Here is a 484-nt window from a genome sequence, read left to right as displayed (position 1 = left end):
TATAAACAGCCTGATCAAAAGCTTTCATCGAACTTTTAGACAAATCAGTACTGTATAAAATCTTACCAACTTCAGGCAGCATACTATTACCTCCAAATGGACAATAGAGAAATGCTTGTAAGAAAATTTCTTACAAGCATTTAAATTAAAACTCGCTAATAACCAAATAGCCTCGGCAAATATAAGGATATTTCAGGGAAGTAAGCAATAACAAATACTGCCACTGTCGATGACAATGTAAACGGAAGCGCTTTAACTGTGATCTCTTCCAGTGATACTTTCGAAATACCCGATGCAACAAATAAGTTCTCTCCAAGAGGCGGTGTAGCAAAACCAATTGAAAGACAGCAAATCATTACAATACCAAACTGAACAGGATCAATACCTAGATTATAAGTCACAGGCAACAACACAGGCGTCAGGATCATAATCGCAGCCAATGTTTCCATAAACATACCAACAAACAGTAGGAATATGATAATCA

At 36.4% G+C, this 484-nt stretch carries 1 protein-coding gene; it reads right to left on the bottom strand.

Going from position 1 to position 484, the window contains the following annotated elements:
• Positions 1–155: 155 nt before the first annotated feature.
• On the bottom strand, positions 156–484 hold a 329-nt coding region (locus V6259_RS20140; protein ID WP_341585965.1), incomplete at its 5' end, for a TRAP transporter large permease subunit.

It is taken from the genome of Marinomonas sp. TI.3.20 (assembly GCF_038155025.1).
In the GTDB taxonomy this organism is placed as follows: Bacteria; Pseudomonadota; Gammaproteobacteria; order Pseudomonadales; family Marinomonadaceae; genus Marinomonas; species Marinomonas flavescens.
This window is presented reverse-complemented; position numbering and strand designations above follow the sequence as displayed.